Genomic DNA, 25,093 nt, shown 5'->3' with positions numbered 1-25,093 from the left:
TCGGGGCGACGGGAGAACCCATCATTGTGCCCGAAGATGCGGCGCCGCGTCGGCGCCGCCAGCGGCGGGTCAGCCGCCCGCCAGGTCCGCTTCGGTGGTGAACGAATCGGCGAAGAACTCGTCTTCGGGCAGGCCGCACAGGGCGGTGTAGTCGCGGCGCGCCGAATCGACCATGACCGGGGCGCCGCAGGCGTAGACCTGGTGCCCCGACAGATCGATGATGTCCTGCATGACGGCCGCGTGCACGAAGCCGGTGCGGCCGGTCCAGGCATCCTCGGGCAGCGCGTCCGAGATCACCGGCACGTAGGTGAAGTCGGGCAGCGTGGTTTCCCAGGCGCGGCACAGCTCGTCCATGTACAGGTCTTGCGGACGGCGGCCGCCCCAGTACAGGCGCACGGGGCGGGTCGACTTCAGGTGCATCAGGTGCTCGACCAGGGCCTTGACCGGGGCGAAGCCGGTGCCCGAGGCCAGCAGCACGATCGGCTTGTCGGATTCTTCGCGCAGGAAGAAGGTGCCCAGCGGACCCTCGAAGCGCAGGATGTCGCGTTCCTTCATGGCGCCGAACACGTGGTCGGTGAACAGGCCGCCCGGCAGGTGCCGGATGTGCAGTTCGAGCGGGCCTTCGAACGACGGCGCGTTGGCGATCGAGTAGGCGCGGCGCTTGCCGTCCTTGAGCAGGAATTCGATGTACTGGCCGGCGCGGTAGGCCAGCAGCTCGTTGGCCGGCAGCTGCAGGTTGACGATCGCGACGTCGGGCGCGGCGCGGCGGATGGCGGCGATCCGGGTCGGCATCTTGCGCAGCGGGTAGTCCGAGCTGCCGCCCACTTCGCGCGCCTCGATCACCAGGTCGGCGCTCGGCACGGCGCAGCAGAACAGCGACATGCCACTGGTCTTCTCGATGTCGGATAGCGCGCGCTGCTGGTGCGGCTTGTGCTCCACCGCGCCATCGAGCACCTTGCCCTTGCACGAGCCGCAGGCGCCGTTCTTGCAGCCATAAGGCAGGCCGATGCCGGCGCGGATGGCCGCGGAAAGGACGGTTTCGTCGGCTTCGCAGGTGAACTGGCTGCCGCTGGGCTGGACGGTGATCTGGAAGGTCATGCGATTCGGTGGTTGGCGCGCAAGCTAAGCGCAAGTGGTTGATCCTATGGCGATTTTGTCGCAACTGGGCGCTATTCTACACCGGCCCCGGTTTTGCCGGGCGCGGGTGGGCCCGGCCCGGCGCCGGCGCTGTGCTACAGTGCCGCGGTCCGCCTCCATCGCCCGAACCCATGCCAGACCGCTCCTCCTTCGCCCGTCCCCGCCTGCTCATCGTCGGTTGCGGCGACGTCGGCATGCGCCTGCTGCCGCTGCTGGCCGGGAAATTCCGGGTGTTCGCCCTGACCAGCCAGCCCGAGCGCCGCGCCGAGCTGCGCGCGCTGGGCGCGGTGCCGCTGGTGGCGGACCTGGACCGCCCCGCGACCCTGACGCGCCTGCGGCGACTCGCGCCATGGGTGCTGCACCTGGCGCCGCCGCAGCCGGACGGCGAGCACGACCGGCGCACGCGCCACCTGGCGGCGGCGCTGGGAAAGGTCGAGCGCATGGTGTATGTGAGCACCAGCGGCGTGTACGGCGATTGCGGCGGCGCGCTGGTCCATGAACACCGCCCGGTGGCGCCGCGCAACGCGCGCGCGCGGCGGCGCGTGGACGCCGAACGCATCCTGCGCGCCTGGGCCCTGGCCAGCGGCGCGTCGCTGTCCATCCTGCGAGTGCCCGGCATCTATGCCGACGACCGCCTGCCGCTGCGCCGCCTGGAGCAGGGCACGCCGGCGCTGCGTGCCGAGGACGACGTCTACACCAGCCACGTGCACGCCGACGACCTGGCGCGCATCGTGCTGGCGTCCTTGCAGCGCGGACGGGCCGGGCGCGTGGTGCACGCGGTCGACCGCACGCGCATGAAGATGGCCGATTATTTCGATGCCGTGGCCGACGCCTTCGGCATGCACCGCCCGCCGCGCCTGGCGCGCGCCGATCTGGAAGGTGCGGTGTCGCCGATGCTGCTGTCCTTCATGTCGGAATCGCGGCAGCTGGACGACACCCGCCTGAGGCGCGAACTGCGCGTGCGCCTGCGCCATCCCGACGTCGCCACGACGCTGGCGCGCCTGCGCGCGGCGTAGTGACCAGATGATGGAATAGTAAACATTATTTATCGACTATCTGTATAATTTCGCGTCCCGCGAAAATAGCCGTATAAATACTGATAGTTTGCCTCTTTCTGCTAATTTTTCGCGGTATAGCGTGTTAAATAGCAAATTAATAATATTACTGAAAGAGCCATGCCGATCCGCCGCCTCCCGCCCGGCGCCGAGTACGACCCCAACCGGGTCCTCGACGCCATCATTGCCCGACTGCGCCTGAAGAATGACGCAGCCCTGTGGAAGCTGCTCGAAGTGGCGCCGCCCGTGATCAGCAAGATCCGCCACGCTACCCTGCCGATCGGCGCCACGCTGCTGATCCGCATGCACGAGGAGAGCGATTTCAGCATCAGCGAATTGCGGGCGCTGATGATCAGGAAGGGCAGCGAAGCAGAGATGACGCTCGCCGAATAGGCGACAGCCGGGATGGCGGCATGGCTGCCTCCCGGCTGCGAGGGTCAGACAGGCAGGTCAGGCGGCTTGCAGGGATTTGCCGGGCGCGGCGCAGAACGCGATGTCGCTGGCCAGCTTGCCCGGGGCGGCGCAGAAGGCGGTGGCGCTGGCCTGTTTGCCCGGGGAGGCGCAGAACGCGATGTCGCTGGCTTGCTTGCCCGGGGCGGCGCAGAACGCGGTGGCGCTGGCTTGCTTGCCCGGGGCGGCGCAGAAGGCGGTGTCGCTGGCTTGCTTGCCCGGGGCGGCGCAGAACGCGGTGTCGCTGGCCTGTTTGCCCGGGGCGGCGCAGAAGGCGGTGGCGCTGGCTTGCTTGCCCGGGGCGGCGCAGAAGGCGGCGTCGCTGGCCTGCTTGCTCGGGGCGGCGCAGAAGGCGGTGTCGCTGGCCTGCTTGCTCGGGGCGGCGCAGAACGCGGCTTCGGCGGCTTGCTTGCTCGGGTAGGCGCAGAACGCGGCGTCGCCCTTGACGACCACGCCGAACTCGGCCTCGTACAACGCAGGCATGCGGTCGCCGGCGCGCTGGCGTTCGCCATCGTTGGCGCCGGCGCCCATGCCGACGTAGGGATAGTGGTGTAGGAAGAATCCGAAGGTAGCCTCACAGTCGCGGGCGTACTTCATGGTGTCCAGGATGTGGTAGTGCCAGAAGGTGTCGACTTCAACGGTCGGCGAAGCACCGGCCTCCGGGTATTTTTTCATCAGGAACAGGAAGCGGCGGTACTCGGCTGCGGCGGCATCGGCACGCTGCTCGGACCAGCCTTCACCTGATTCCACGTGCATCAGTTTCATCTTGATAGGGGCCAGGTCGAGTGCTTCAAAGACGGAGAATTCGGTATTGGTCGACATCGTTTCACCTCGTGTTGTGTTGTAGACGTTGGTGTTGCTTCATCCCTGTTCAGGTCGTGCGCTTATTCGCCGCGCTTGCGCTGCTGAACGGTCAGTGATGGACTCCGCCTACTCGATATAGGAAGAATCCCGGTGTATTGACCGGCGACAGCTATAGGAATTGTCCTGCGGTCTGTCAGAGTAACTGTTGAGGTTGCTCAAGTGCCGGTAGCATTGCGAGTTTTTGGCAACAGCCGTGCGAACATTGCCGGGCATTAGGCGGCTACGGCGATCGGGGACGCCTTGCCGGGATAGAAGTCCATGCCCACGTCCCCGCACAGGCCGACGACGGGAATCGTGACCACGATCGTGGTGCCCGAATCGAGTCCGCTGCTGATCGAGAACGAGCCGCCCAGGATGCCGACCCGCTCTTCGATGCCGACCAGGCCGAACGAGCCGTGGCGGTTGCGGCTGCCCGGCTGCATGCCGACGCCGTTGTCGCGGATCGTCATGGTCAGCATGTCGGCCTGCTGCTGCAAGGCGATCCTGACCTTGGTGGCGCGTGCATGGCGCGCCACGTTGTTGAGCGATTCCTGCAGGATGCGGAAGAAGGCGGTCGCGCAATGGTCGTCGATGCGGTGCTCGCCGTCGTCGTCGACCAGTTCGCACTCGATGCCGGTGCGGCGCGCGAAATCGGCCACCTGCCAGTCGACCGCCGCCGACAGGCCCAGGTCCAGCACGTTGGGACGCAGGTCGTTGATGATCTGGCGCACGCTGCGAATGGTGACGTCGATCTGGCGGACGGTGGCGTCGGCGCGCGCGTGCAGGCGCCGGTGGCCGCCGCGGGTGCGATTGGCCAGGAGCTCGGCCTCGATCTTCAGGGCCAGCAGGTTCTGCGCCAGGTCGTCGTGGATCTCGCGCGCGATGCGCTTGCGTTCGCCTTCCTTGATCTGCTCGGCGTGCGCCGCCAGCATGCGCAGTTTTTCGTGGCTGGCCTGCAGCTTGGCCTGGCTGGCGCGCAGCTCGCGCGTCATTTCCTCGGCCATGCGCAGGGCGTTGCGGCGCGACGAGGCCAGGGTCTGGAACAGGGCGTAAAGCAGGGCCGCGCTCATGCTGGCGGCGAAGGCTGCCAGCCACGGGTAATACACGTCGAAACGGGTGTACAGCGCCGACTTGGCGACGCTGAAGTCGGCGCGCCAGACGCGCTCGTTGAATTCGATCGGTAGACTGGTTGCGAACATGCTGCTGTCGTCCGGCGGCAGCGCCGGGTTGGGGTAGTCGACGGTGGCCAGGCTGTCGTAGAGGACCGTCTGCGGCGCCGGTTCGCCAGGCTCGGTCAGCTCGGTCAGCATCAGGCGCACGCCTTCGACCGGGAACTCGTCCAGCACGCCGCTGACCAGCGGCGTGACGCCGAACCCCAGTCCGGCCGAGCCGACATAGGCCAGGCGCCGCTGTTCCGCACTGGAAGCGGGCATGTCGCCGCGGTAGACCGGCAGGCGCAGCGCCAGCGCGGTCTGGTTGGGCCCGGGCCGCAGGGTGATGCGCGTGCCGGAAGCGCTCAGCAGGCCACTGTCGCGCGCATGCGCCATCACGCGCCGGGTGATGCCGCGCGCCTCCAGGTCCAGGCCCAGCCTGTCGTACAGGTCGGGCGACAGCGGCTCCATGTACACCAGCACCGTGTAGCTGTCGCGTTCGGATGAAGGCAATAGCGGCGTGTGATGGCGCACACCATGGCGCGCCAGCCGCGCGCGCAATTCCTCGTTCAGTGCCGGCAGGCCGTCAGCGCGCACCATGCGCGCATAATTGATCACGACGATGCCCGGAAAACTGCGCTTGATGTCGAGCTGCTCGACGTACTGGCGAAACTCGGATGCGGTGGTGTCGGGGTTGACGCGAAACAGCCCCGCGACCCCGCGCAGCACGGCGCCGTAGCCCTTGATACGGGTATCGATATTGTTCTGGGCGGCGCGCGCCATGCCGCGAAACCGCGCGTGGGCATCGCTCTCGATCGCCTCCGCGGTGGCGAAATAGGCGCCGGCGCCGAACGCCAGCGACAGCAGCAAACCCGTCAACAAGGTTGCCGGCGAGAACATTGCGGGAGGACGATCTGAAGGCATGCGGTATCTCGAAAGGGCGGGACGGCACGTGGCCATGCTTAACATCAATACCTATGGTCCATACGCTAAGCAATGTCTGACCAGACAGGAGCTATCAGGTTTACTAGGTTTTACAAAAACACGACGTCTGGCGGCGGGGGCCGCGAAACAGGTCGGACGGCGTGCGCATCGCTGTTCCCGAAAAAAAAGCGCTGCGGCCATGGGGCGCAGCGCCTTCGGGTGAGTGAGAGCGGCAGTTAGTTGAAGCTCAGCCCATTATTGCTGGCATTGCTGACCTTCTTGCCCTTCAGGTCGACCGTGAAATGGTCGCTCGGCTTGGCCGAGCCCAGGCCCTTGAGGATGGCGAACACCTGCTTGAACTGGTTCTGGAACGGCACGTGCACCGGGTTCTGGTCGGACGGCTTGTCGCCGACCTTGACGATCGCCGCCGGCGTCGCCGGGAAGGCGGCCATCAAGACCTTGTACTGGTTCACGCGCTGCTGGCCCATGTCGCGCAGGGCCAGTTCGCCCGCATACACGGTGCGGTGGAAGTCGCCATAGAAATCGTAGGCAGAGATGGTGGCGAAGTCGTCCAGGCGCAGGCCCGCGGTGCCGGCCAGCTTGTCGGCGCGCGCGGTGGCGTCAAGCCAGTCGGTGGCCAGGGTCGAGGCGGCGACTGCGGCGCCGGCGGCAGTGCCGGCCGCTGCGCAGGAGGCGGTGAGGGGCACGACGCCGGGCACATCCTTCAGCTGGGCCAGCGTCACCTTCGTCTGCAGCTGCGACAGGATCAGCATCTGCTTGCCGTCCAGCGCCATCGCCGCTTCCTTCATCTCGCATGGCCAGTATTCGTCCATGAAGCGCAGGCGCGACAGTTCGCCGAAGTACTGATGGGTGTACTCGCCGTAGGAACGGGTCTCGAGGATGCTGCGGTCCCAGCGCTTGCTGGCGTCGCCAGGGACCGAGCTGCCCTTCAGGTAGTCGTTCTCGACCACGTAGTGCGGGAACAGCTCGGCAAAGCGCGGCACCGTGTTCAGGGGCATGGTCTGGACGTCGATCGTGTCCTGGTCTTTATAGGTGACGATCTTGTAGGCGGCGCCGTACACCGCCAGCGATGGCGACTGGACGTTGACCAGGTAGTTGCCGCCGGCATCCTGGTGGTCGTTGGTGCCGTTGAAGTGCATGTGGCCGCCGACGTGCAGGCGCAGGCCGGTCGCGGCCACCGCGTTGGCCACCGTCTGGTCCGGCACGCGCGCGGTCTGGAACGCGCCCGACTTGAACACCGCCTTCATGGCCGCGGTCTGGTTGGCGTAGAAGTCCATGGTCGGGTAGTGCGAGAAGGCCATCAATTGCTTGCCTTCGGCCTTGGCGCGCGCCGCCACCGACTTGATGTAGTCCATCAGGAACATCTTGTGGGTGATCACCTTGTTCCAGCCGGCGTTGCCGGCGCCGTCGTAGCCCTTGAAGTCGTGCGGCTTGGCCGGATCGAACTTCGCGTTCGGGACGAAGACGTTGGCGTCGATCGAGAGCAGCCACAAGCCCTTGACCGGTTCCACCAGATAGGTGCTGTCGATCATTTCGGTGCATTTGGTGAAAGGCTTGCCAAGCTTGGCTTCGCCGGCCGCCTTGTAGGCGCCGCCCGAACCCTCGAGGCAGATCTCGAACTGGCGGTTCTTCACCGCGGCCTGGGCCAGCGCTTCGTCATAGCTGTACTTGCCGCCGCTGTACTTGCTGAACGGCGTTTCCCACAGCAGGTCGGCCTTGTTCGGCATGAAGCCGAATTCGGCCATCCTGGTCATCAGGCGTTCGGTGCCTTGCTCCATGATCTGGTCGGTGCAGATCACGGTCGGGTCCTTGGCGATGCAGGCCGGATTGCCGGTGGCGAAGATCTTCTGTTCCTTGCCTTCCTTGGTCAGGAAGTCGTTCTTGCCGGCTTCGTTGTCGTCGTAGGGCTCGACCGGATCGTGGTTGCCCGGCGCCAGGAAGAAGCGCATGCCCTTGGCCTGGTATTCGCGCATGATGGCGGCGATGCCGTCCACGTTCATCGGCTGGGCGTCGTCGGTGTAGTCGCCCGGCAGGGCCACGACGCGGATGCCCCTGGCGTAGGCGTCGTCGAGCGCGGCGAAGAAGGCGAAGTAGTTCTCGTTGAACAGACGGGTCGAGGTCAGCTGCGCGTACATGGTGCGGATGGTCGCGTGCTTGCCGTCCCTGGTCGGGATGCCGGCGAACTGGCTGTTCTTGAAGTCGCCATAGACGTTCTGGAAGTGCACGTCGCTCATGAAGGCGACCGGCGTCGGCGCCGCAGGCGTTGGCGTCGGGTCCGGCGTCTGTACTGGAGGCGGCGTAATCGCAACGGGATCGGATGGATCGCTGGGGCTGCAGCCGGCCAGCAGGGCCAGGGAAAGGGCGGCGGCGCAGGGAGCAGCGCCGGTCAGGCGCAAGCGGGGCAAGGATAAGCGGGTCATGCAGGCTCCGGTCAGAAAGATGGCCGGCATGATTACATTCTTGCATGACCGCTTTGTTACAGGGCGGCGCGAAGGGGCATCTTTGCCGCGCGCCGTCCTGGTACCGGGATAGTTTTTAGTACAGGGTGATGCTGCCCTCGGCCAGGGCGCTGCCGGCGCCATCGCTGGCGCCGGTCGCGGAAGCAGCAGCGCGAGCGGTCGCGCCGGCCACGGCAGCGCGCACGCGTCCGTCGTCGGCCCCACTATTATCGTAGGCAACCACTTCCTTGCCCGTCGCCCGGTCGAGATGCCAGATCCTGAGCTTGATACGGCCCGGTTCGCCGCCGGCGGCGTTCGATGCGGTGGCAGCCAGCGCGAACCGGTAGCCGCCTTTGCCATTGAGTGTGCCGCTGCCTTCGAAGCGGCTCTGGGCGCCCTGCGCCGCGACGCGCCTGAGGTCCTTGCTCACGAAGTCCAGGTCGCCGGCATCGAAGTGCAGTGAGCCCGGCGCCGCTGGCGAGAACGCCGCCGCGCTTGCCGGCTGGGCGCCGACCGCCGGCGCGATGAACAGAAAGCGGGCCTTGCCCGTATGGCGCAGAGGCGCCTTGCTGGCCGCGAGCGGCGAGATGAAGGCGCCGGCGCCGGCCGCCATCCCCTTGCCCGGCTGGTAGGCGACGACCTGGCGGCTGACGTCCACGCTGGCGCCGTTGCCGTCGACGACCTTCGCCGTCACCGTATAGATGCCGGGACGGGTATAGCTGTGGGTCGCGCCGGCGCTGGCGGCGCCGCTCGCGGCCGGCGTGCTCGCCGTGCGCGTGGCATTGCCGTCGCCCCAGTGCCAGGTGATGCCGTAGCGCGCGGCCTGACGTTCGCCGGCGACGCCGACCGATGCCGTCAGCGGCGCGCCCACCGCCACCATCTCGCTCGCCACGACCGGGCCGACGCTGTGCGGGCAGCCGCAGGGCGACTTGCTCACCGGCTTGAGCAACACCAGGCCGGTGTTGCTCACGGCGACGATGTAGCCGTTCTCCGCGATGCCCAGGGCGGCTTCCAGCACGAGGCCCGGCGGCGCGTGTTTCAGGCGCGTGTTCAGGTCGACCATGCCCTCTTTGGCGGTCCAGACATAGGCATGGACCGGCCCGGCGCCGGTCTGGGCGCCGCCGACCACTTGCCCCTTGTTGTTGGCGCCGCGCGCGGACGAGATGGTGCCGCCGAGCGTGCCCAGGTCGACCAGGCCGCCGCCCTGGGTCCAGGTCATGGCGCGCGAACCGATGAACGGGTCGCCGATCTGGCCGGTGATGCGCCCGCCGGAAGTCATGCCGAAGGTCTCGGTGCGCACGGCGGGCGGGGCGATGTCCACCATGCCGGTGCCGAAGGTCCAGACGTAGCCGCGCCAGAGCTCGCCGTCGACATGGTAGTTGCCGGCCACCTGGCCGAAGGCGCTGATGCCGACCGGCGTCGAGTCGTTGCTGGCGTTGGTGTGGATGTCGATCATGCCGGTGCCGAAGGTCCAGAGGAAGGCATGGTAGTCGTTGCCGAAGGCCCACGAGTCGCCGACGATGATGCCGGCATCGTTGATGGCGCGGGGATAGGACGATTCAACCGGCCCCGGCGCCAGCACGCCGAGGTCGGTGATGCCGCCCAATGCGCTCCAGCGGAAGGCGCGGTTGAAGCTGGTGGCGGTATTGTGGGCGATGGCCGTGATCACGCCCTTGTTGTTGATGACCGGCTCGAGGGCTTCGTCGGCCCCGGGCAGGGTGCCGATATCGGTCATGCCGTCCGCGGCGTTCCAGGTGAAGGTGCGGATGTCGTCGGCGGCATTGAGGGACACCCCGGCCACCTGGCCTGAATTGGTGAGCCCGGTGGCGCGGGCGAAATTTCCCGGGCCGGTCAGGCTGCCGATGTTCTGCGAGCTGCTGCCATTGTAGAAATAGGCGTTGATGGGCTCGTTGAAGATATCGGTCGTGAGCGAATAGGCGACCTGGCCGCTGGCATTGATCGAGGCCGAGATCACTTCGCCTGCGGCGAGGTTGATGACGCGGTAGGTGGTCTTGGCGGGCGCGGGATGGTGCGGCTTCTTGCCGTCGACCTGGCCGGGCGCGCCCTGGGCGGACGCGGCGCCGATCAACCCGGGCGCGAGCAGGCAGAGTAGACAAGACAGGACGGTGTGGAAACTTGCGTGCATATCGCCTCCGCTTGGGTGGGTGCATGTCAGGACTTCCATGATCGCGGCGCGATCCGCGGAGTGGCGTGAGGAGAATCAGGCGACGGCGGCGCGCACGAATGATGCAGCTCGAAGCCACCTTGCTGGAGCCGGCCCTGCAAGAAAAAAATCCCGCCACGGCAATGCCGGGGCGGGATTCTTCAGAACGGCAGCAGACTGGGAGCTTACTTGCCCCAGCTATCCTTCAAGGTGGTCACGCGGTTGAACACCGGCTTGCCCGGCTGCGAATCGACGCGGTCCGCCACGAAGTAGCCATGGCGCTCGAACTGGAAGCGCTGGTCGGCCACGGCGTCCTTCATGCCCGGCTCGAGGTAGGCGGTCACGGTTTCCAGGGCGTTCGGATTGAGCACCGACTTGAAGTCCTTGCCGCCGGCGTCCGGCTGCGGGTCGAGGAACAGGCGGTCGTACAGGCGCACCTCGGCTTCGAGCGCGCTGGCCGCGCTGACCCAGGTGATATTGCCCTTGACCTTGTAGTTGTCGGCGCCCGGCGTGCCCGACTTCGAATCCTCGAAGTACTTCACGTGCACGGCGATAACGTTACCGTCGGCATCCTTGTCGTAGCCGGTGCACTCGACCACATAGCCGTATTTCAGGCGCACGCGGCTGCCCGGCTGGTCGCCGACGGGCGGGGTGAAGCGGAAGTAACCCTTGGTCGGGGTTTCCATGAAGTCTTCCTGCTCGATCCACAGCTCGCGCGTGAACGGGAAGGTGCGCTTGCCCAGTTCCGGGTGGTGCGGGTGGACCGGCGACGAGCATTCCACCGACTCGCCTTCGGGGAAGTTGTCGACGATCAGTTTTAAAGGACGCAGCACGGCGATGGCGCGCGGCGCCTTCGGGTCCAGGTCGTCGCGCAGCGCGCCTTCGAGGGTGCTCATGTCGATCCAGCCGTCGGCCTTCGACACGCCGATGCGCTCGCAGAACAGCTGGATCGATTCCGGCGTGTAGCCGCGGCGGCGCAGGCCGACGATGGTCGGCATGCGCGGGTCGTCCCAGCCGGTCACGGTGCCGTCGTCGACCAGCGCGCGGAGTTTACGCTTGGAGGTGACAACGTACGTCAGGTTCAGCCGCGCGAATTCGTACTGGCGCGGCACCGGCTTGTTGAAGAAGCCGCCTTCGGCCAGCGTCTCGACTAGCCAGTCGTAGAACGGGCGGTGGTCCTGGAATTCCAGGGTGCACAGCGAGTGGGTGATGTTCTCGATCGCATCCGAGATCGGGTGCGTGTAGTCGTACATCGGGTAGATGCACCAGGCGTCGCCGGTGCGGTGGTGGTGCGCATGGCGGATGCGGTACAGGGCCGGGTCGCGGTTGGTCATGACCGGGGACGCCATCGCATCCTCGCTCATCTTGGCGCGCAGGATGTGTTCGCCATCCTTGTACTTGCCGGCCCGCATGTCGCGGAACAGTTGCAGCGATTCCGCGGCCGGACGGTCGCGGAACGGCGAGTTGGTGCCCGGCGTGCCGAAGTTGCCGCGGTTCTTCGCCATGTCTTCGGCGCTCTGGCTGTCGACGTAGGCGTGACCCTTCTCGATCAGGTACTCGGCCATCTTGTACAGCTGCTCGAAGTAGTCGCTGGCGTAGTACAGGTGTTCCTGGCCCTCGCGCTCCCACGAGAAACCGAGCCACTTGACGCTGTCCATGATGGTGTCGACGTATTCCTGGTCTTCCTTCTCCGGATTGGTGTCGTCGAAGCGCAGGTGGCACAGGCCGGCGTAGTCGCGCGCCAGGCCGAAGTTCAGGCAGATCGATTTCGCATGGCCGATGTGCAGGTAGCCGTTCGGCTCCGGCGGGAAGCGCGTGATGACCGGCGGCAGGCCGTCCCGTTGGTGGGTGCCGGCGGCCAGGTCGGATTCGACGATCGCACGGACGAAGTTCGACGACGGTGCATTGCCCGGCGCCGGGGTATTCTTGTCGTTGCTCATGAAAAAGTTCTGGAAGGGTAAGTTGGGGGGCATTTTACCGTACCCGGACGCGCCTGAGGTTGCCCGCGTCGCAAGGCGGACATCGGCGTTCGCGCCACGTCTGGCGTTTTCTATAGGATAATCTCTGTTTGGTCTCAATCCACCGCATTTTTAAGATAGTTGCCGGAGAATTTCTGTTGGAAAATTTATATGCGATCCTCGGCGTCGCGCCGAATGCCAGCGACGACGAGATCAAGAAAGTTTACCGCTCGCTGGCGATGCGCTACCACCCGGACCGCAACCAGGCGCCAGGCGCGGAAGCGCGTTTCAAGGCAGTCACCAAGGCCTACGAGATCCTCTCCGACCGCGCCAAACGCGAGGAATACAACCAGAGCGTGAACCACCGCATCGTGCTGGACGCCGAGGCCGAGGCTTTCGAGCTGTGGCGTTCGCTGTTCGCGCTCAACGGCGTGAACCTGCCGGCGAACTGACCCGGCCTTGCACGTCATCCGACGGCAACGCAACGGATGCGGCCAGAAGCGCCGCGTCCCATCAACAGGATAGAACATGAAGAACGTACATCCCGAATTCTCTTTCCAGTCGCGTGAACTGGAAGGCCAGATCGAGGGCACCCTGGGCGACCCGCCCAACCGCAAGAACTACGACATGATGGTCGGCGCGCTGGTGGCCGAATACGCCGACGGCGGCGGCATCGACGACGTCAACATGATGGCGTTCGCCCTGGTCGACAAGATCCGCTTCCTGGATCCGAAGGGCTTGATGCGCGAAGCGGCCGACTACGCCGACGGCGATCCGGCGCGCGTGTTCGCGATGGCCGAGTGCAGCGGCGACGACGGCAAGGCCATGTACGAGGGCATGACCGCCAACTATCCGGAACTGGCGCGCCAGGCCATCATCACCGCCTTCCTGTTCAAGAACCAGAACCGCTGGGACGACGAAGACCAGTCGCTCGAGCAACTCGGCCGCGACGACGATGGCGACGACGACGACGACGAAGACAGCGCCGCCACCGACGACTTCACCCAGCTGTTCGACGAAGGAGAGCGCGATGAGCGATGACACCAAATCGAACCTGCCGGCCCTGGTCAGCCAGGTCGGCGAACTGGTGCTGGCCGGCTCGCTGGAGCACGCCGAAGAGGTGTTCTCCAGGGCCGCCGACGAGCACGGCGACTACGCCGTGGCCCAGGTCCTGACCGAGCTGCCGCCGCAAGTGACGGCCCTGCACCTGTCGGGCTTCGACGGCGCCAAGACCTCGCTGGCGACCATGCTGGTGCCGCCCAAGGCCTGGGCCGACAGCCTGGCCTTCATCGCCGCCACCTGGCCCGACAACCTGATCGAAGACGATCCCGAGCGCATCGCCGAGAACCTGTTCAACCACGTGCACGGCGTGGTCTACGCCCAGGACGACGAGGAACGCCGCAACGAGCTGCTCGAGGCGGCGTCCGCCACCGACCATGGCGCGACCGTGTTCGCGATCCTGTGGTCGCTGGCGCCGAAGGAAATCCTGGAAGTGGCGGGCGAGATCCTGTCGAAAGGCCGCTACGTCAGCGGCCAGACCAGCGCCGACAGCGACGTCGTGCCGCTGGCGGTCGACCTGGCCAAGGCCACCGAGGACGGCTGGGAGCGTTCGCTGCTCGAGCTGTTCCCGGAATTCCGCCACAGCGCCGAGATGGCCGAGATCGAGCTCCCCGACGATCCGGACGAAGAGTCCGAGTTCATGCAGCGTTCGACCCGCGACCTCCTGCTGCGCCTGCGCAAGCAGGTACCGTCGGTGCGCAGCATGCCGCGCCGCAGCCCGCGCCGCAGCATGGGCACGGACATCTTCTCGTGACGGGAGCCGCCGCTGATATGTTGCCAGCCATCGTCATCGAACAACCGCCGCGCCTGATCCGCGCCATCAAGCTGCTGCCGGGCGAAGCCACGCCCGACGAAGCGGCGATCCTGGCCGACGAGCTGTCCGGGATCACCGCCATGGTGGCCGAGAAGTTCACCAACGACCGCACCGCCGAAGGGATCCAGCGCGCGCTGCTCTTGAGCATTGGCTGTGTTTCGCTGGGTCTCGAACACCTCATCCAGAGCGAGGACGAGGGCGACCTCGACGCGCTCGACATCCTGGTGGGCGAGGGCGCCGAGCACGCCTTCCAGGCGGGTTTCCGCATGATCCGCGAGCTGGCCGCGCTGCCCGAGGACAGCCTGGTGAGCGAGTACGACAACGATCCGGTCTACGCCCAGCGGCGCCTGAAGGAGCTGTTCGTCGACATCTGCACCGCCGACCCGGGCGAATCGTGGTCGGGCTACGAGCGCTTCCTGGGCCAGGTCCAGCAGCGCCAGCAGGTCCAGGCGATCGTCAAGGCCGCCGAATGGCTGCGCAAGAACCATTACGAAGGCCCGGTCAAGGATCCGGACCTGAACGCCGAGGGCGTGATCGCCATGGCGATCATCTTCGCGGCGGAAGGCGGCGCGCGCATCACGGCGCGCACCGGCCAGGCGGAGTTCGAGCGCTTCGTGAAGGCGGTGCGCAAGCACCGGCCCGATTTCGAGCAGGGCTGGGCCGAGTTCATGGCGCGCATCCCGCCGGCCCACCAGGCCGTCGTGGCCGAGCGTATCGACATCTACCGCAAGCACTGCACGGTGCTGGAGCAGATCGGGACGAATGCGACCATGGGCCAGCTGATGGCCGAGCTGGAGAACTACGCCGGTTCCGAACTGGATCCGGAATACCCTTGAGCATGACCGCCCCCGGCGCGCGCATCGCCTCCGGCAGCCCGGAGTTCCGGCGCATCAACCGCGCGATGGCGTTCGGGGGCTTTTCCATCTTCGCCCTGCTGTACTGCGTCCAGCCTTTGATGCCGCTCCTGGGCCATGACTTCCGGCTGTCGCCGGCCCAGAGCAGCCTGGTGCTGTCGGTGTCCACCGCCACCCTGGCGCTGGCGCTGCTGGGCTCTTCCAGCGTGGCCGAGCGCTTCGGCCGCAAGACAGTGATGGTGGCCTCGATGATCAGCGGGGCGGTGCTGACCCTGGCCTGCGCCTTCGCCGCCAATTACACGCAACTGGTCGCCGTGCGCGGCCTGATGGGCCTGATGCTGGGCGGCTTGCCGGCCGTGGCCATGGCCTACCTGAGCGACGAGATCGAGCCGACCTCGCTCGGCCTGTCGATGGGCATGTACATCAGCGGCAGCGCCTTCGGCGGCATGAGCGGGCGGGTGATCTCGGCCTTCATCAGCGACGTCGCGTCGTGGCGCGTGGCGGTCGGGCTGCTCGGCGCGGCCGGGCTGTACGCGGCCTGGGAATTCTCGCGCAGCCTGCCGCCGTCGCGCCATGGCGGCGCGCTGCCGGCGCGCGGCCCCGGCTTCGTCGACGGCCTGCGCATCCATTTGCGCGACCCGGGCCTGCCGTGGCTGTTCGCGCTGCCGTTCCTGCTGATGGGGGCGTTCGTCAGCCTGTACAACTACATCGGCTACCGCCTCCTGGCGCCGCCGTTCGGGCTGCGCCAGAGCGCGGTCGGGCTGTTGTCGCTGCTCTACCTGCTGGGCATTTTCAGCTCGATGTGGGCCGGCAAGCTGGGCGACCGCCTGGGCCGGCGCAACGTGCTCTGGCTGCTGATGGGGGTGATGATCGCGGGCTTGCTGGTGACCCTGGTCGATTCGGTGGTCGCCGTGGTGCTGGGCGTGGGCGTGGCCACCTTCGGCTTCTTCGCCGCCCATTCGGTGGCCAGCAGCTGGGTCGGACGGCGTGCGCAGCCGCCGCAGGCGCTGGCCTCGGGCATTTACCTGTTCTTCTATTATCTCGGCTCGAGCGTGGTGGGGTGGTTTACCGGCTATGTCTACGAGCACTGGGCCTGGCCCGGAGTGGTGGCGCTGCTGGGCGCGATCCTCGGCGTCGGCCTGCTGATCGCGCTGCGCCTGCGCAGGCTGGCGCCGGTGCCGCTGCTGAGCTGAGCGGCTCAGTTCGGAAAGCGGCCGTTGCGCGGCAGCGGCAGGATCGCCTCGGACACCGCCTGTTCGGGCGTCAGCCGGCGGCACGCGTGCGGACTTTGCAGGACGCGCTCGATCACGGTTGCAGGGACATTCTTGTATTCCATATAGCGCCGCGCCTGGGTGGCATCGCGCACGGCCAGGATGTTCAGGCCGCGCGCCACGGCGTTCGCGGTGGTTTCATCGCTGCGTCGTTGCCGCATTTGCATCTCACAACACCTTTGCATCATTTACTGTCGAGTGCGGATGGTTCGGTATGCATCCGCGCGTCCGGGGATGATACCCCGTGACGAAGACGATCTGCCAGCCTGGTCCGAAAAGTGTGCGCCAATGAAAAACGCCACGCTGGGCGTGGCGTTGCTTGCCGATGAGCGGCGCCCCGATCAGCGACGCGCCGCGCGGTTCACCGGCGGACGCGGACCGCTGCCGGTCTTGCCGAGGTGGCGGAAGGTGATCCGGCCCTTGCTCAGGTCGTAAGGCGACAGCTCCAGGCTGACCTGGTCGCCGGCGATGATGCGGATGTGGTTCTTGCGCATTTTGCCGGAGGTGTAGGCGATCAGCTTGTGGCCGTTTTCGCAATCGACGCGATAACGCGAATCGGGCAGCACTTCAGCGACGACGCCATTCATTTCGATGAGTTCTTCTTTTGCCAAGATGGGCTCCTGTTAGTTGCAAATACGATATCAGGCCAGCCTGGCGCGAAGGCGCACGGGCGGGCGGTGAAGCGGCCCGCGCAAGCGGGCAGTGTAGGTGACCGTGGCGGCGCGGCGCAGGCGCCGTGCCGGGGAATGAAAAAGCCCGCACATGCTGCAGGCCTCGATTCGATGTCAGGTATGACGGTTACTTCGTTGGGTGCGACGGCCCGCGTTCCGCGTCGCGCTTCAGGGCTGCGCTGCTGGCGCAGTATTCGTCCGCAGGAACACGATATGGGGACGGAATCAGGAATTTCCAGAGGCAATCTCGTGTCGCCAGCCCCAGCACTGCATGACGCGCAACGCGCGCGAGGGGCGGTCGATGCCGCAGAACCGATAGTGTAGCACGGTTGGCGCCTTGCTGTCCCGGGTCGGCCTTGATGAGGATATAATCCCAGCAATATTCGTTACGCTGCGCTTGTACCGCGCGCGACGCCTCCCGATCCCGGGCCATCCCCCGTTCCGTCCCTCGTGCGCAGGCGCGGACGCGCGTGAACCGGCCTACAGCCAGGGTTGCATTGCATGAACGACCGCACTTCGACCGGCATTCCCGGTCTCGACGACATCCTGGGTGGCGGCCTGACGCCAAAACGCCTGTACCTGGTCGAGGGTTCTCCCGGCGCCGGCAAGACCACCCTCGGCCTGCAATTCCTGCTCGACGGCGTCGCCCGGGGGGAGAGCGGTATGTACATCACGCTGTCCGAGACCACCGACGAGCTGGTCGCGGTGGGTCACAGCCATGGATGGGACCTGGGCGCCCTGGCGATCGTCGAGCTGGCCGGCGACGACGACCTCGACCCCCACTCGCAGCAATCGGTGTTCCATCCTTCCGAAGTCGAGCTGGGTGAAACGACGCGCAAGGTAATGGACCGGGTCGACGCGCTGCGGCCGATGCGCATCGTGTTCGACAGCCTGTCCGAGGTGCGCCTGCTGGCCCAGAACCCGCTGCGCTACCGGCGCCAGATCCTGGCGCTCAAGCAGTTCTTCTCGGCGCGCGACTGCACCGTGCTGCTGCTCGACGACAAGACCGCGGAATCCGACCAGCACCTGCACAGCCTGGCCCACGGCGTCATCAGCCTGGAGCAGATCACCAGGGAATACGGCAAGGAGCGGCGCCGGGTCAACATCCTCAAGATGCGCGGCATCCGTTTCCGGGGCGGCTTCCACGACTACACGCTCGACACCGGCGGCATCGTCATGTATCCGCGCCTGGTGGCCGCCGAACACGTGCGCGACTTCGCGCCGCAGGTCGGCTCGAGCGGTTCCGACGGCCTCGACGCGCTGCTCGGCGGCGGGCTGGTGCGCGGCACGAACACCCTGCTGGTGGGCCCGTCCGGCATCGGCAAGACGACGCTGTCGACGCGCTGCCTGCTGTCGGCGCTGCAGCGCGGCGAGCAGGCCTCGTACTACCTGTTCGACGAGGGGCTCGGCACCTTCTTCGCCCGCAGCATCCAGCTCGGTCTCGACCTGCGTCCCTATCTCGACAATGGCCAGCTGACCATCGACCACTTCGATCCGGCCGAGCTGTCGCCCGGCGAATTCGCCCAGAAGCTGCGCGACGCGGTCGACCAGCGCCGCAGCCGCTTCATCGTCATCGACAGCCTGAACGCCTATCTGCAGGCGATGCCGGGCGAGCACTTCCTGATCCTGCAGATGCACGAACTGCTGTCCTACCTGAACCAGCAGGGCGTGACCACGGTGATGATCCTCGGCCAGCATGGCCTGATGGCCGATGCGCGCACCGACGTCGACCTGAGCTACCTGAGCGACAGCACGGTGCTGCTGCGCTTCTTCGAGGCGGGCGGCAAGGTGCGGCGCGCGATCAGCGTGATCAAGAGCCGCACCACCGAGCATGCCACCACCATCCACGAGCTGTTGCTGGGCGAGGGCGGGGTGCGCATCGGCGCGCCTTTGGTGGGATTCGAGGGCGTCCTGTCGGGGATGCCAACCTACCGCGGAGAAACGCCGCTGATGGCGCCGGCCGGGCATGCACCGGAATAGCCTGCACGAAGAGCGGATACTGATCTTCGCGCCACTCGGGCGCGATGCCGAGGTCATGGCCTCGATGCTGGCGCGCGACGGCCTCGGATGCGAGGTCGCCGCCGGTTTCGGCGCCCTGGTGAGCGCCATCGGCGCGGGGGCGGGCGCCGCCATCGTGGCCGAGGAGGCCCTGCACGGCGTCGATGTCGCGGCGCTGCATGCCTGGCTGGGGCGCCAGGAGCCGTGGTCCGACTTTCCCTTCGTCGTATTGCTTGGCAAGACGATCGGCCTGCAGCAGGGCGCGGCGCGCGAGCGCCTGGGCGACCTGGGCAACGTGATCCTGCTCGAGCGTCCGCTCAACGTCCAGACCCTGCGCAGCGCCAGCGTGTCGGCGCTGCGCGCGCGGCGCCGCCAGTACCAGGCGCGCGACGTGCTGGCCGACCGCGAGCGCACCGCCGCCAGCCTGCATCACAGCCGCCAGCAGCTGGTGGCGCTGAACGAAACGCTCGAGTCGCGCATCGACGAGCGCACCCGCGCCCTGGCCCAGGCCAACGACCGCCTGATGAGCGAGATTATCGAGCGCGAACGGGTGCAGCAGGCCATGGCGCAGTACCAGAAGATGGAAGCGGTGGGGCGCCTGACCGGCGGCATCGCCCACGACTTCAACAACCTGCTCAACGTGGTCCAGGGCAGCATGGACCTGATCCTGCTGATGTCGAAGGACGAAGTGGCGAAGGGCCGCGCCGAGATCGCGCGCAAGGCCTGCCAGCGCGGCGGCAAGCTGACCCGCCAGTTGCTGGCCTTTGCCCGTAACCAGAGCCTGGACCTGCGCGAGACCGATATCGGCTTTCTGTTCGACGGCGTGCGCGAACTGGTCGCCACCTCGCTCGGTTCGCGCATCCGGCTGCGCTTCGACGCCGCCATGGACTGCCCGCCGGTGCTGGCCGACGCCAACCAGATGGAGATGGCGCTCCTGAACCTGGCCATCAATGCGCGCGACGCGATGCAGGACGGCGGCGAACTGGTCTTCGTCGCCGCCTGCGACGAACCACCGCCCGATTTCCTGCCGCCGGGCGAGTACGTGCGCATCGCCGTCACCGACAGCGGCGAAGGCATGACGCCGGAGCTGGTGGCCAAGGTGTTCGAGCCCTTCTTCACGACCAAGGGCGTGGGAGGCACCGGCCTGGGCCTGAGCCAGGTGTACGGCATGGCGCAGCAGTCGGGCGGCGCCGCGCGCATCCTGAGCGAGCCGGGCGCCGGCACCACGGTGGAAATCTGGCTGCGCACGGCCCGCGGCACGGAAGACGCCGAGCCGGCGCCCCTGGCGCGCATCCCGGCCGCCATCCAGGCGGCGCGCATCCTGGTCGTCGAGGACGACGACTTCGTGCGCGCCTCGATGGTGTCTTCGCTCGAAGCCCTCGGCCACACGGTGCGCCAGGCGCCCGACGGCGAGGCCGGCCTCTGCGCGCTGCACGACGAGCGGCCCGACCTGCTCATCACCGATTACCTGATGCCGGGCATGACCGGCGCCGAACTGGTGCAGCGCACGCGCGCGATGTTCCCCGGCCTGCCGACGATCATCGCCACCGGCTACGCCGACATGAAGGCGATCGAGCAGGTGATCGGCGATGGCGCGGTGCTGCGCAAGCCCTTCCAGCTGGCCGAGCTGGCGATCAGCGTCGGTCAGGCGCTGCAGCGCCAGCGCGCCGGCGACGAATCACAGCGGCCAGCCATGGTTCCACCGATCGAAGGAGAAAGATGAGCGACTCCACCGCGCCGTTCGACTATGAAGCCGCGCTCGCGGCCTGCGCGCGCGGCGACCGCCATGCGCTGCGCCGCCTGTATGACCAGGAAAGTCCGCGCCTGCTGTCCGTGGCCCTGCGCATCGTGCGCGAGCGCCAGGCGGCCGAGGACGTATTGCATGACGCTTTCGTCGCCATCTGGACCCGCGCCGCGAGCTTCGAGCCGACCCGAGGCTCGGGCCGCGGCTGGATGTACACCGTGGTGCGCCACGCGGCGCTCGATGCGGTGCGCGACGGCGCCCGCGAAATCAACGTTGGCGAGGAAGCCTTCGATGCCTTGAGCACCGATGCCTTCGATCCCGGCATGCAGGACGCGTTCGAACTGCGCCAGGACATGGGACGCCTGCACGACTGCCTGAACCGGCTCGACGTCGCCAAGCGCAACAGCATCCTGCATGCCTATGTCGATGGGCTGTCGCACAGCGAGATCGCCGATCGCCTCAAGTCGCCGCTGGGAACGGTGAAGGCCTGGATCAAGCGCGGCCTGAGCGCGCTGCGGGAGTGCATGGTATGAGCGAACGATTCGATCCCTACGAGCTGGCGGGGGAGTACGTGCTCGGCACCCTGTCGCGCGAGCGCCGCCGCGAGGTGGACGCCATGCTGCCGGACGACGCCACGCTGCGCGCCGCCGTCGCCTATTGGGAAGAACGGCTGCTGCCCCTGAGCGCGCTGGTCGAGCCGGTGGCGCCGCCCCCCGCGCTGTGGACGCGCATCGAGCGCAGCCTCGGGCCGGCGTCCGTGTCCGCCGTCGCCCGTCCGGGCTGGTGGGAACGCCTGGGCCTGTGGCGCGCGCTGGCCGCCGGCGGCTTCGCCGCCGCCGCGATCATGGCGGCCGTGGTCGGCGTGCGCCAGTTCGAGGTCGCGCAGCCGCGCTACATGGTGGTGCTGGCGGCGCCGCAGAACGCGGGGCCGGGCTGGGTGCTGGAGCTGGTGGCCGACGACACGCTGCGCCTCGAGCCGCTGGTCACGACCGAGGTCCCGGCCGATCGCGCGCTGCAGCTGTGGACCAAGGCCGACGACTGGGAAGGTCCGGTCTCGCTGGGGCTGGTCAAGCCGGGCGAGGCGGTCGAGGTCAAGCTCGCCAAGCTGCCGAAGGTGGTGCCGAACCAGCTGTTCGAGATTACATTGGAACCGGCCGCCGGCTCACCGATCGGCCGTCCGACCGGCCCCATTCTCTACATCGGGCGCGCGGTCAGGATATAGGGAAGCACTGATTTATTCATGGCGGCGCGCTCGTCCACGAGAAAATGCGCCCTGCGGCGTTGCAAATCCTCGCGATACCACGCGGTATCGCTGCGGTTTGTGCGCGGCCGGCGAGGCCTTGCCGGGCACATTTTTCGTGACCGATCGCAGCCCGCCAGAATAAATCAGTGCTTCCCTAGGCGGCAGCCCGCATGCCGCCGCCCGGATCATCAGCGTAGCCAGATCGCGATATCGCGCACGCCTGGCCCGCTGTTGCCACTACTGCCGCCGATCACCGACGTCGCCGGCGTCGCCGCGCCATTGACCAGGGTTGCCGCGCCGCTGCTCAGGTTCACCCGGTACAGCGAGCTGGGGCCGCCGGCCGTGGTGCGCAGCGCCGCCAGCACCAGGCCGTTCTCGCCGCCGCCGATGTCCATGGCGCCTGCGCCCGCCACCGTCACGCCCAGCGGTCCGACGTCGACCAGCGTGCCGTCGTTCGGCGGATTCTGCAGCGCCAGCACCGAACTGGCGCCGTCGACGTCGAACAGCTGGGTCGAGGCCGGGGTCGGGATGCTGTTGGTGTAGGCCGCGGCCACCACGCGTGGGGCCACGCCGGCGCGGTTGATGTTGCCGTCGGTGGTGGTGGCGCCGGTGTCGACGTTGATGCGCAGGCTCTGGCCGCTGTCGCTGATCACGCGCAGGCGGTCGGCGACCGGGTTGAAGTCGACCGCAAATGCGGTTCCCTGCATGGCGGTGTAGGGCGCGCTCGTGTCGGCGCCGTCGGCGGCGAGCGTCGCCTTGACGCTGGCGGCGCCGGTGGCCGGGTCGATGGTGACCAGGCGCGCGTTGCTCGTCAGGCCGTACAGCCTGCTGTCTTTCGGCCGCACGTCGATGCCGACCAGGGTTTCGCCGCCGGCCAGGCCGGTGATGGCGACGTTGGTGTCGATGGTATTCGGCGAACCGACCTTGAAGCCCATCAGCCGGTTGTCGTTCGAGAGACCCAGCACGACCGGCGCCGCGGCGCCGCGCAGCGCGATGCCGCGGATGTCTTCGGTGACGCCGAGCGCGCCGATGAGCGTCGTGGGGGCGCTGGTGGCGGCCAGGTTCACGCCATACAGGTTACGCGCGCCGCCGACGGTGGCGACCATGTATCCCATATTCGTGCGCGCATCGATGTCGAAGCCGTTGGCGGCGCCGATGGTCACGCCCAGCGGCACCGGCGTGGCCAGGGCGCCGCTGTTCGGCGGATTCTGCGTGTACAAGGTCGAGTTGGCGCCATCGATGCCGTACAGCGTGGTCGAGCCGGTGCCGGCGAACGAGTTGGTGTAGGCCGAGGCCGAGATCGCGGCGCCGGCCGCGCCGCCATTGATGCCGCCGTCGGTGGTGGTGGCGCCGGTGTCGACGTTGATGCGCAGGTTCTGGCCGGTATTGCCGACGATGCGCAGGCGGTCGGCCATCGGGTTGAAGTCGACGCCAAAACTCGTGCCGGCCAATGCGGTGAACGGTTCCGTGGTGTCGGCGGCATCGGCGACAAGGCGCGATTTGTTGGTGGCGGCGCCGGTGGCGGCGTCCAGCGTGTACAGGCGGCCGGTCGAGCCGACGCCGTACAGCATGCCGTCGGCCGGCCGCACGTCGATGCCGACCAGGTTCTCGCCGCTCTGCAGGCCCGTCACCAGCACGTTGGTGCGAATGGCGCCCGGCGTGGCGCGGTCGAACGACACCAGGCGGTTGCTGGTGGTCAGGGCGACCACGTCGCCGACGGTGGCGGCGGGCGGCGGCGTGGTGGTCGGCGGCGAGGCGTGATCGTCGTCGCTGCTGCTGCCGCAGGCGGCCAGGGCAAGGGCGATCGACGAGACGAGAGCGAGCTTGGTGAATTGCGGTTGGGTCATGATGTGTCCTCAGTAAGAATTGCTTGCTTGAATTCATTGGGGGCGCATCGCGGCCGGGTCGGCTGCAATGTTGGCGTTGGTACTACGCGCCAGATGCAGGAATGGATGCACCTTGTGAAAAAATATTTTCACAAGGTGCAGAGAATAGTGATGGCGACGGTGGCCGCCGGGGCGTCACTCGCCCTGGCGCAAGCGCGCCACCAGGGGCGCCAGCAGCACGGCCAGCACTGCGAAGCCGGCCGCGAAGTAGCCGATCTTGTCCAGGCCGACCAGCGGGATTGCCGCGCCGCCCAGCATGGCGCCGATGCCGATGCCGGCATTCGCGGCCGATACATTGGTGGTGCCGGCCAGCGCCTGCGAGTGGGTGACCGATTTCATCACCCGCACCTGGCAGATAGGGAACAGCGCCGTGTACGCGATGCCCCACAGCGCCAGCACCGCGCAGAACAGGATCGTCGAGCCGGCGCTGGGCGCCGCCAGCGCCATCGCCAGCGCCAAGAGGCCCGAGAACAGCGCCGTGGCTTTCAGTGGCGCGCGGTCGACCACCTTGCCGCCGACCCAGTTGCCGATCAGGCCGATCGCGCCGAAGCCCATCAGCCACCAGCCGACGTCCAGCGGCGCCACGCCGGCCACCCGCTCGAGGATGTCGGCCAGGTAGGTGTAGGCGGTGAACATGGCGGTGAACACCAGGATCGACAGGCCGACGTTGGCCAGGAAGTAGGGCTCACGGAACAGGCGCGCCTGGGAACGGAAGTCCACACGCTTGGCGCGCGCCACGGCCGGCATCAGGAACAGCAGCGCGAGCGCCATCGCCAGCGACAGGGCGGCGAGGATCCAGAATGCATTGCGCCAGCCGATGCTGTTGGCGGCGATGGTGCCGAGCGGGATGCCGAACAGCAGGGCGGCCGAGATGCCGAGGTAGACCCGCGCCACGCCTTGCCCGGCCTTGTCGGGACCGGCCAGTTCGGCCGCGGTCTCGCTCGCGGTGCCCCAGAACACCGGCAGCGCCAGCGCAGGAATGAAGCGCGCCAGCGCCAGCACCCAGACGTTCGGCGCCAGCGCGGCCAGGGCATTGGACAGCGCGAACACGACCAGCACGCCGATGAACAGCGCCTTGCGGTCCAGGTGCGACAGCCAGGCCGTCAGCGGCGGACCGAACAACATCACGGTGAAGGCGAACAGGGTCACCAGCTGCCCGGCGAGCGAGATCGAGATGCCGAGGTCGCGCGACAAGGCCGGCAGCAGGCCGACGATCAGGAATTCGGTGGTGACGATGATGAAGGCGGCGACCGCCAGGATCAGGATGGGCAGCGCGCCGGACGACGATGACGCCGGGGCCGCCTGTGCGAGCGCAGAGCTTGAACGGGACATGGATTTCTTATAAGGATTAAGCAGGGTCGCCATCCTATTTGAAATACCATTTCCTATCTCGGGCATTTTTTCTATACTTG

General features: G+C 67.3%; 21 protein-coding genes. 11 read left to right on the top strand and 10 right to left on the bottom strand.

Features of this window, described 5'->3' with window-relative positions:
* Positions 1-69: 69 nt before the first annotated feature.
* Positions 70-1,098, bottom strand: coding sequence for a CDP-6-deoxy-delta-3,4-glucoseen reductase (locus ABIB42_RS14160; RefSeq protein ID WP_429248522.1), 1,029 nt, complete (start codon positions 1,096-1,098; stop codon positions 70-72).
* A gap of 170 nt (positions 1,099-1,268) precedes the next feature.
* Here ABIB42_RS14160 and ABIB42_RS14155 point away from each other — a divergent pair, with 170 nt between their 5' ends.
* A complete protein-coding gene (locus tag ABIB42_RS14155) occupies positions 1,269-2,153 on the top strand; it encodes an NAD(P)H-binding protein (protein WP_005668801.1) in 885 nt (294 codons plus the stop codon).
* Between the two features lie 159 nt (positions 2,154-2,312).
* Positions 2,313-2,585: a hypothetical protein gene (locus ABIB42_RS14150; protein ID WP_005668804.1), complete on the top strand. Its 273-nt coding sequence runs from the start codon at positions 2,313-2,315 to the stop codon at positions 2,583-2,585.
* A 57-nt stretch (positions 2,586-2,642) separates the two neighbouring features.
* Here the strand turns inward: ABIB42_RS14150 and ABIB42_RS14145 are convergent, their stop codons facing one another.
* The 5 genes from ABIB42_RS14145 to ABIB42_RS14125 form a co-directional block, all read right to left on the bottom strand.
* Complete coding sequence (locus ABIB42_RS14145) at positions 2,643-3,464, bottom strand: glycine-rich domain-containing protein-like (RefSeq protein ID WP_429248521.1); 822 nt, start codon at positions 3,462-3,464, stop codon at positions 2,643-2,645.
* Positions 3,465-3,718: 254 nt separating this feature from the next.
* Entirely contained in the window at positions 3,719-5,560 is a 1,842-nt protein-coding gene (locus ABIB42_RS14140) for a sensor histidine kinase (RefSeq protein WP_229520366.1), read from the bottom strand.
* 236 nt (positions 5,561-5,796) lie between these two features.
* Complete coding sequence (locus ABIB42_RS14135; protein WP_313633877.1) at positions 5,797-8,001, bottom strand: metallophosphoesterase family protein; 2,205 nt, start codon at positions 7,999-8,001, stop codon at positions 5,797-5,799.
* A 115-nt stretch (positions 8,002-8,116) separates the two neighbouring features.
* The gene (locus tag ABIB42_RS14130) at positions 8,117-10,165 is read right to left on the bottom strand and encodes a PKD domain-containing protein (RefSeq protein ID WP_219863001.1); all 2,049 of its coding nucleotides are present in this window, start codon (positions 10,163-10,165) and stop codon (positions 8,117-8,119) included.
* Between the two features lie 203 nt (positions 10,166-10,368).
* Complete coding sequence (locus tag ABIB42_RS14125) at positions 10,369-12,123, bottom strand: glutamine--tRNA ligase/YqeY domain fusion protein (protein WP_040777049.1); 1,755 nt, start codon at positions 12,121-12,123, stop codon at positions 10,369-10,371.
* A 176-nt stretch (positions 12,124-12,299) separates the two neighbouring features.
* On the opposite strand from ABIB42_RS14125, the gene ABIB42_RS14120 reads away from it, so the two are divergent.
* From ABIB42_RS14120 to ABIB42_RS14100, 5 genes are all read left to right on the top strand, one after another.
* Positions 12,300-12,593, top strand: a complete 294-nt coding sequence (locus ABIB42_RS14120) for a DnaJ domain-containing protein (protein WP_005668814.1) — start codon at positions 12,300-12,302, stop codon at positions 12,591-12,593.
* A gap of 76 nt (positions 12,594-12,669) precedes the next feature.
* The gene (locus tag ABIB42_RS14115) at positions 12,670-13,182 is read left to right on the top strand and encodes a hypothetical protein (protein WP_005668816.1); all 513 of its coding nucleotides are present in this window, start codon (positions 12,670-12,672) and stop codon (positions 13,180-13,182) included.
* On the top strand, positions 13,172-13,954 hold the full coding sequence (locus ABIB42_RS14110; RefSeq protein WP_005668818.1) for a hypothetical protein: 783 nt from the start codon (positions 13,172-13,174) through the stop codon (positions 13,952-13,954). The genes ABIB42_RS14115 and ABIB42_RS14110 overlap by 11 nt, the downstream gene beginning before the upstream one ends.
* Positions 13,955-13,971: 17 nt before the next feature.
* The gene (locus tag ABIB42_RS14105) at positions 13,972-14,850 is read left to right on the top strand and encodes a hypothetical protein (protein WP_005668820.1); all 879 of its coding nucleotides are present in this window, start codon (positions 13,972-13,974) and stop codon (positions 14,848-14,850) included.
* Positions 14,851-14,852: 2 nt separating this feature from the next.
* On the top strand, positions 14,853-16,061 hold the full coding sequence (locus tag ABIB42_RS14100) for an MFS transporter (protein WP_005668822.1): 1,209 nt from the start codon (positions 14,853-14,855) through the stop codon (positions 16,059-16,061).
* A 5-nt stretch (positions 16,062-16,066) separates the two neighbouring features.
* Here ABIB42_RS14100 and ABIB42_RS14095 read toward each other — a convergent pair whose 3' ends face one another.
* Entirely contained in the window at positions 16,067-16,300 is a 234-nt protein-coding gene (locus ABIB42_RS14095; protein WP_040777052.1) for a hypothetical protein, read from the bottom strand.
* 180 nt (positions 16,301-16,480) lie between these two features.
* Entirely contained in the window at positions 16,481-16,750 is a 270-nt protein-coding gene (infA, locus tag ABIB42_RS14090) for a translation initiation factor IF-1 (protein WP_005668826.1), read from the bottom strand.
* Between the two features lie 561 nt (positions 16,751-17,311).
* Here infA and ABIB42_RS14085 point away from each other — a divergent pair.
* Genes ABIB42_RS14085 through ABIB42_RS14070 form a run of 4 tightly spaced genes read left to right on the top strand, consistent with a single transcriptional unit; the run spans position 17,312 to position 21,774 of the window.
* On the top strand, positions 17,312-18,790 hold the full coding sequence (locus tag ABIB42_RS14085) for an ATPase domain-containing protein (protein WP_005668828.1): 1,479 nt from the start codon (positions 17,312-17,314) through the stop codon (positions 18,788-18,790).
* The gene (locus tag ABIB42_RS14080; protein WP_429248520.1) at positions 18,777-20,531 is read left to right on the top strand and encodes a response regulator; all 1,755 of its coding nucleotides are present in this window, start codon (positions 18,777-18,779) and stop codon (positions 20,529-20,531) included. Before ABIB42_RS14085 ends, ABIB42_RS14080 begins: the two co-directional genes overlap by 14 nt.
* Entirely contained in the window at positions 20,528-21,085 is a 558-nt protein-coding gene (locus tag ABIB42_RS14075; protein WP_005668832.1) for a sigma-70 family RNA polymerase sigma factor, read from the top strand. Before ABIB42_RS14080 ends, ABIB42_RS14075 begins: the two co-directional genes overlap by 4 nt.
* Positions 21,082-21,774 carry an anti-sigma factor gene (locus tag ABIB42_RS14070; protein WP_429248519.1) on the top strand — a complete coding sequence of 231 codons (693 nt, stop codon included), beginning with the start codon at positions 21,082-21,084 and terminating at the stop codon, positions 21,772-21,774. The genes ABIB42_RS14075 and ABIB42_RS14070 overlap by 4 nt, the downstream gene beginning before the upstream one ends.
* A 209-nt stretch (positions 21,775-21,983) precedes the next feature.
* Here ABIB42_RS14070 and ABIB42_RS14065 read toward each other — a convergent pair whose 3' ends face one another.
* Positions 21,984-23,642, bottom strand: coding sequence for a DUF4394 domain-containing protein (locus tag ABIB42_RS14065; protein ID WP_005668836.1), 1,659 nt, complete (start codon positions 23,640-23,642; stop codon positions 21,984-21,986).
* 174 nt (positions 23,643-23,816) lie between these two features.
* Entirely contained in the window at positions 23,817-25,013 is a 1,197-nt protein-coding gene (locus tag ABIB42_RS14060) for an MFS transporter (RefSeq protein ID WP_040777433.1), read from the bottom strand.
* Positions 25,014-25,093: the final 80 nt, after the last annotated feature.

Origin of the sequence: Massilia sp. UYP32 (genome assembly GCF_050434365.1) — a bacterium.
Classification (GTDB): Bacteria; Pseudomonadota; Gammaproteobacteria; order Burkholderiales; family Burkholderiaceae_D; genus Telluria; species Telluria timonae.
Note: the sequence above shows the minus strand (reverse complement) of the source record. Positions and strands in the feature narration are given on the sequence as shown.